The organism is Asticcacaulis sp. AC460, from assembly GCF_000495795.1.
Lineage (GTDB): Bacteria > Pseudomonadota > Alphaproteobacteria > Caulobacterales > Caulobacteraceae > Asticcacaulis.
The window spans coordinates 21,394-28,430 of the sequence record NZ_AWGD01000029.1 but is presented as its reverse complement, the minus strand read 5'-3'; the positions used below and the strand labels follow the sequence as shown (position 1 = coordinate 28,430).

General features: G+C 63.3%; 5 protein-coding genes. 3 read left to right on the top strand and 2 right to left on the bottom strand.

Annotated features, from left to right (window positions below):
• Positions 1–243: 243 nt before the first annotated feature.
• Both ABAC460_RS39960 and ABAC460_RS39955 read left to right on the top strand, forming a co-directional pair.
• The gene (locus ABAC460_RS39960) at positions 244–1,902 is read left to right on the top strand and encodes a carboxylesterase/lipase family protein (protein WP_023454379.1); all 1,659 of its coding nucleotides are present in this window, start codon (positions 244–246) and stop codon (positions 1,900–1,902) included.
• 194 nt (positions 1,903–2,096) lie between these two features.
• The gene (locus tag ABAC460_RS39955) at positions 2,097–3,257 is read left to right on the top strand and encodes a glycosidase (protein ID WP_023454378.1); all 1,161 of its coding nucleotides are present in this window, start codon (positions 2,097–2,099) and stop codon (positions 3,255–3,257) included.
• 12 nt (positions 3,258–3,269) lie between these two features.
• Here ABAC460_RS39955 and ABAC460_RS39950 read toward each other — a convergent pair whose 3' ends face one another.
• Entirely contained in the window at positions 3,270–5,021 is a 1,752-nt protein-coding gene (locus tag ABAC460_RS39950) for a hypothetical protein (RefSeq protein WP_023454377.1), read from the bottom strand.
• A gap of 237 nt (positions 5,022–5,258) precedes the next feature.
• Here ABAC460_RS39950 and ABAC460_RS39945 point away from each other — a divergent pair, with 237 nt between their 5' ends.
• Complete coding sequence (locus ABAC460_RS39945) at positions 5,259–5,813, top strand: hypothetical protein (protein ID WP_023454376.1); 555 nt, start codon at positions 5,259–5,261, stop codon at positions 5,811–5,813.
• A 121-nt stretch (positions 5,814–5,934) separates the two neighbouring features.
• Here ABAC460_RS39945 and ABAC460_RS39940 read toward each other — a convergent pair whose 3' ends face one another.
• A complete protein-coding gene (locus tag ABAC460_RS39940) occupies positions 5,935–7,032 on the bottom strand; it encodes a DUF2336 domain-containing protein (protein ID WP_023454375.1) in 1,098 nt (365 codons plus the stop codon).
• Between the last annotated feature and the right edge of the window lie 5 nt (positions 7,033–7,037).

Here is a 7,037-nt window from a genome sequence, read left to right as displayed (position 1 = left end):
CACGGAAAACACTGAAATCGGCGCTGATCTGCGCGAAGTGCCTGCTAAATTTGGCATCATAAGAAGGCGCTTCGCGCAGGAATTTCAGTGACCTGAATTCCGTGCCTTCAGTGTCGCCGCGCAGCGGCCTTCAGTGTTTTCCGTGTTCCCATTCTTGGCTTCCGAACGCTCGACATCGATCCCGCTTGCATTTTGGTAGCGCTAACCTAAGCTCCCCTCCAACTATAAAAACTGGAGAGGATCATGCGTCACCCCTGGAACCGCCGCCAGATACTGGGCGGCCTGAGCCTTGCTGCCGTCCTGCCGAACCTGGCCTGCGCCCAGACCGTCGGTCGATCGACCATCCCCCAAGCCCCCTTCGTCGAGGTCAAGACCACCGCAGGCACCGTCCGGGGCGGCACCGCCCGCGGCGCCCTGGCCTTCAAAGGCATCCCTTACGGCGGTTCCGTCCATGGCGAAGGCCGGTTCAAGGCCGCGCCGCCCGACATCCCGTGGACCGGTGTGTTCGACGCCACCAAGCTCGGCCCGCCGACCATGCAGACGAAAGGCTCCGTCTATGGCGAGCAGGAACCCGCCTATTCCGAAGACTGCCTGGTGCTCAATGTCTGGACCCCGGCCGCCGACAACAAGCAACGCCCGGTCCTGGTCTATCTGCACGGCGGCGGCTATGCCCACGGCTCGGCCGGTTCGGTCGCCCAGGATGGCGGTCGCATGGCAGCGGTCCACGATGTCGTCGTCGTCGCTTGCAACCACCGCCTCGGCCTGCTGGGCTTCCTCTATCTCGGCGAACACCTGGGCGAGGCCTATAGCGGCAATGCCGGCATGCAGGACATCGTCCAGTCCCTGGCCTGGATCCGCGACAATATCGCCGCTTTCGGCGGGGATCCGGGCAATGTCACGGTCTTCGGCGAATCCGGTGGCGGTGGTAAGGCCGGCACCGTCTTAGGGATGCCGTCGGCGAAAGGCCTGTTCCATAAGGCCGGCATCGCCAGCGGCGCCGCCCGCAAACGCACCCCGCGTGAAGCTGCCGCTGAGACGGCGCGCCGCCTGATGAAGGCGCTGGACATCACCGATGCCCGCAAACTGTTCGACGTCCCGGCCCAGACCCTGCTGGAGTTGCAATGGGCCGGCGAAAAAGGACAGGGGGGATTGGCGCAACCACCGTCGCCACCGTCCGGCCGCGCGGGCCGCGGCTTCTCGGAATCGCTTCTGCCTGGCCGCTTCGGTCCCGTGGTCGATGGTCATGTCCTGCCCGCCGATCCTTTCACCGACCGGGTCACCGACCTCGCCGCCGACATCCCCCTGTTGATCGGCCACACCCTGGCCGAGTCGCGCTTCTTCCATATGGGCAACCCGGCCATGTTCAGCCTGACCGACGCTGGCCTGCGCGACCATATGACCAAAGACTTCGGCGACTGGGCCGATCCCCTGATCGAAGTCTACCGCAAAGAACGCCCCAACGCCTCGCCGCCCGACATCTACTTTGCCGCCACGACGGCCCGCAGCTTCGGCACGGACACAGCGGTGGTCGCCGCCATGAAATCGGCGCAAGCCGCACCGGTCTATACCTATCGCTGGGGCTACTGGTCCAACCGGTCGATCGCCGGCGCCGATGGCCAGACCCTGGGCGCCGCCCACGCCACCGACATAGGCGCGACCTTCTACAACTGGGATCAGCCGGGCTTGCTGGGCGACGGTCCGGGCGCGCAAGCGGCCTCCCGCCACTTCAGCAGCTTCTGGGCCAGCTTCGCCCGCACCGGCAAACCCGCCTCACCTGGCGCTCCGGACTGGCCGCGCTACGATGTCACCAGCCGCGCGGTGATGCTGGTCGATGCAGACTGCAAGGTGGTCAACGATCCCGATGGTGCAGCGCGCAAGTTGTGGGAACAGTTGGACGGTTAGAACTTCTCTCTTCTGATACCTCCCCGCGCTTGCGTGGGGAGGGGGACCATGAGCAAGCGTAACGCAGTGAAGCGACGCGAAATGGTGGTGGGGCGACTTACTTCCTTGTGCTTACCCAGACGGCGATCGCTTTCCACATTGTCTCTTGATGGCAAGGCGACGATTTTGCGCTGCACCTTCTCAGGAGCCGCATCATGCCAGACAGTCAGGCCCTTCACGGCACCGACACGCCGCAACGCCGCCCGTACGAGGTCGATAAGCTTATCCTGACGCCGGACGATATCGACCTGTCGCAGTCTCCCCTGCGCAGCCATATCGAGGCCGAAACCTATGTCCTTGGGGCCTTCAATCCTGGCCTGCTGCGCCTACCCAATGGCAACCTTCTGATGATGGTGCGCGTCGCCGAAGCCCTGCGCCAACCGATCTTCGACGGCCATGTCCACGCCATCCGCTGGGACGACGGCCGTTATGTCCTGGACGCCTGGCCGCTTGACCTCGCCGACACCGCGGACCCACGCAAATTCATGCTGCATGGCGGCGGCTGGAAGATCATGGCCCTGACCTCGCTGTCGTGGATTCTGCCGGTCGAACTGACCCCCGACGGCCTGGAACGCGTCGCCATCCACTACGACAAGGCCGTCACGCCGCAAAACAGCCTGCAATGCTACGGTATCGAGGACGCCCGCTGCTCGAAGGTCGGCGACCGCTGGCTGATGACCACCTGTTCGGTCAGCCCCGAACGCCACTGCACCACGCTCTACAGCTCTGACAACGGCCTCGACTGGACCTTCGAAGACATCGTCCTCGACCACCAGAACAAGGACATGCTGATCTTCGAAGGCCTGATCGACGGCGAATACTGGGCCCAAACTCGGCCACTGGGCGACCTCTATTTCGCCTATCCGCCAGGCAGTGAATGGCGCGCCGGCCCGTCGATCAACCTGTCGACGTCAAAGGATGGCCTCTACTGGAAGCCACACCTCAAACCCGGCATCCGGCCCCATTCCGGCACGGTCGCCACGGCGCGCATGGGCGGCGGTACCCCGCCAATTCTCACAAACGATGGTTGGCTGACCCTGTGGCACGGCGTCGAGCCCAAGGAGATTGTCGGGATCTACCGCACCTACTGGTCGATCCTGGACAGGGACGACCCCAGCCGCATTGTCCGCACCGACCACGTGCCGCTGCTGGAGGCCAATCCGGACCTGACCCGGCCGATCGAGCACTTGATGTACCTGCGCGATGTCGTCTTCACGACGGGTATAGCCGATGGCGGCGATTACTATGTCGTGGCCTCGGGCGAGGCCGACCTGGCCTGCCGTATCACCCATATCCCTAAGTCGGCCCTTACTTGACCAAATCTGCCCTTACTTAATAAGAGACTGCTGAACCTGCCAGATTCCACCGGTGGCCGGCAGCGGCTTGGCGCCCGACAAGGGCGACGGGTTTGCAACGGACGGCGGATTTGACGTATCCGGCGCCGGCAGGGTCGGACCGGGTGTCTCGTAAATTACCGGCGCGGCCGGCGTCAGATTGGCCGGGGTAACCGGCGGCGTGACCGGCGCTGTCACGGGTGGCGTAACCGGGGCCGTCACCGGCGGAGTTACGGGCGGTGTCGTCGGCGCGGTCGGCAGGATCGGTATGACGACGGGCGGGGGCGGCGGAATGATGCAGCCCCGGGTAATGGTTTCGGTCGCCGGCTGGGCGATCAGGATCTTGACGCCATTGACGACGCGGCGGCGCTGGGCGTCGACCACCGAAGCATTGGAGCGCTGGTTGGTGACGGCCTTGTTGGTCAGCACATCGCACAGGTTCTTCGCGCTTTTCGGCAGGTTCAGCCGGTAACCGCTGACATTTTCGAGATCGATCCCGATCAGGGCGACGGCCTTGCGCTCGCCGGCCGGCCAGGCGGGATAGGCCTTGTCAACGCGTGTGGTCCATTGCCCGACCGCTTCCTGCAGGAAGTCGGCATGGGAAGCGATCAGGGCCTGCTTGGCCGTGTCGCGCGACAGCTCGGCATTGGCCAGCGGGCCGTCCTCATCATACCACCGGTTCAGCGTGCCGATGTCCCAGGTGCGGATCGGGCGGCGGTAACCGTAGCCATGCTCGTAGCGTCCGACCGTGGTTGGCAGCACCACCTTGACCAGCTGCTTGGCTTGGGTGTTGGAGGTGCCGAAATCGAGCTGGCGGATGCCGGTGCTGACGCCGGAATTCTGGTAGCCGGCATCACCGACGCGGAAGGCGTCGGCCGACAGCAGGTTGCCCGGCGGCGGTGCTTCGTTCAACTCGATGAGGTGCGAGGCCAGGCAGATCAGGTTTTCGTTCTGGTTGTCGCAGGCGCTGCCGACGCGGGTCTGCATGGCGGCGGCCAGGTCCTGGCGGGTAGGGCGCGCACCCTGGGGCCAGCCCTTGTTCAGGGTCGACAGGCGGTATTGCCGCATGGCCAGGTTCAGGAAGGCTTCGGCGACCCAACGCCGCTTGGCCGATCCCTTGGGCGCGGCCTGGAACTGGCTGTTGTAGGCGGTGGTCAGCACCCACGGACGGGTCACGGTGCTGCGGCCATACAGGCGCGGGAAGATCCAGAAGAACTGCTTCGACGGATCGGCGTCACGTACCCAGGCGGTCTTTTGGGTCTTGGGGTCGAACTCGATGCTGAAGCGGCCGTTTTCGACCGTGGCGCGGACGCGGCCGCCTTCCAGTTCCTCCAGCTTGGGCTTGTAGACGAAGGGCTGAATCGCGTTGCAGTGGGTCTTGGCGTCGAAACCCGGCGTATTTTCGAAACGGATGCCCAGGATGGGGACGGCATTGGTGTAATGGCCGGTAAAGCCGACCAGGGAATCGATATCCTTGGACAGGTCGATCGCAATGGTTTGCTCGTCCAGTCGTGAATTGGCGATGGCTGCGCCCAATTGACCCGGCGCGGCCAGGGGATTCAGCATTTCGGATTGGGCGGCGATCAGTTGTGCCGCCGAACCGATCGTGCTGGTTGCCGAGGTGTCAAGCGGCGGAGGCTCGGGCTGATTGTCGATGGCGCCGCGAGCGGTGTTGCAGGCGGCCTGAGCGAAGCCGGGAACGGCCATCAACATCAGGACAGGAGCCAGGGCGCGTAAGGAAATCACGGGGTTCTCCGCTTGGGGGCAGTGCATGGCGCCGGATACTTTTCGCGGGCCGAGTACGTTTCGCGGGAATGAACGCCCCCTGTGGCGACAGTGGCAAATGGCAACGGACCTGTCACGGCCAATCGCCAAAAACGGTTAATTTTTGTTAAGGGCGCGGCTTTCATGTGACGCCGCTACCCTATCCGATCGTGCGCAACTCGGTTATGCTGCGCAAAAAACAGCTCTAGGGAGGGCGCAATGCAGGCACACCGGTCGATCTTTTCGCTGCTCGGCGGCAATATGAAGGCCTATACCCTGAGTTGGGTGACGACCTTCTTTGCCTCGCTGGTTAATTCGGTGTGGACGACCTACGTCTTCCACTACGACTTCGTGTCCAATATCGACGGCGCCCTGGCCAGCCAGATCGGCGTCATCCTGCTGAATCTGTTGTATTTGCTGTGGTCGGTGATCCTCAGCCGCAAATACCTGTTCGGCATCGGTGCGCCGGTCAATGTGCTGTGGATCCTGTTGAACGCGGGCTTTATCTGCCTGCTGATCTACGCCCCGATGATGGCGTTCAAGCTGTTCGCGCATTTCAACGGCGCGGAAATCAGCGGCGCCGGGGCCCCGCTATACGACATGATCGGCAGCTATTCCGACCAGGTGAGCCGGTTGTTCGTCGACACCTCTGGCGTCGATGTGGCGGCCTTGCGCGAACAGTACGGTAACATTATCGAACGCGGCCTTGGCATTTTCAGTGGGGTGATCGCCCTGCTGTACCTGCGCTCATTTTTCTCAGCGAAGAAAAGCTAAACAGGCTTATTGCGAAAGGCGTTTTCAAGCGCCCTCCTCCCCACATGTGGGGAGGGGAACCCCGAAGGGGTGGAGGGGTACAGGTAGGCGTGGCCGTTCCCAGGCCTTAGGCGTTGCCTGCTTACGCCGCCTTGCCTTCCGCTCTCCGCATACGCCAGAAACGAATGGTCCGCATGGCGGTTTCCTGCGGCAGGTCCATATACAGCCGGCCGTATTCGCCGGCCTTGCCCATGGCGTTTTCCGTATCCGACAGCATGATCATGGCGCAGGTCAGGAACAGCGCCTTATCCAGCCCGGCCGCCTTGCAGGCAATGGCCAAAGCATCGACCTCGCGCTTCTCGATGAGATGCCGCGCGGTCAGGAAATCGATATCGGCCATTTGGGCCAAGGCGCAATAGAACCAGGTCGGGTTCGGGTCGCGCATATATTTGGCCAGCAACGACGGCGTCAGACGCTCGTTACGGCGCAACACCTCGACATCGGCATTGATCTTTTCATAGTCGTCCGGGAAGTCGCCATAGGCGATGGCAACGCGGTTGCGGCCCTTTGACAACGCCTGTTCAACCAGAGCCGGGTCCAGCTTGGCGTTTTCCGCGATGATACGTTCGCGCAGGCGCGTCTCGACGACAAAATACATATCATTCATCAGATCGGGCGGTAGATCCGAGCGGTTCACAACGACTTCGTGCAGGGCAGGATTTGCCTGGGCGCGCTGCACGACCTCTTCGGATGACGCGCGCGACAACCGGGCGCCGTCATTGCTGAGCAGGGTGTGCAGGGTGGTGTCGTCGCCGCGCTGGACGATGACGCCGGAAACCGCTTCGGGTACGACCTCGCGGCGCGATACAGCGCGCATATGGTCCTGGCCTTTGGTGGAAACGACGTGCATCAGGTCGGTTTCGGTCAGGGCCTTGGAATTGGTCAGGATCGGCTCGGCGACCTCGATCTCATCGACGGCCAGCTTGCGCAGCAGGCCAAGCGGCGCGTTGCGTGCACCGGCGACGGTCTGGGCGATTTCGGCGCGGACGATGGTTTCCATATCTGCGGTGAGCTGGGTCATCACCTGGTCGTACAGCTCCATCTCCGTCGGATTGACGGTGTCCGGATCGCTCATGAAGATGTCGGTGACCGACCGCAGCAACTCACGGCGCTTGGTGCTCGACGGCTCCTTGGCCAGTTCGATCAGGTCGACGAGGGACGAGGTCGGGGTGCGGGACATGCGGG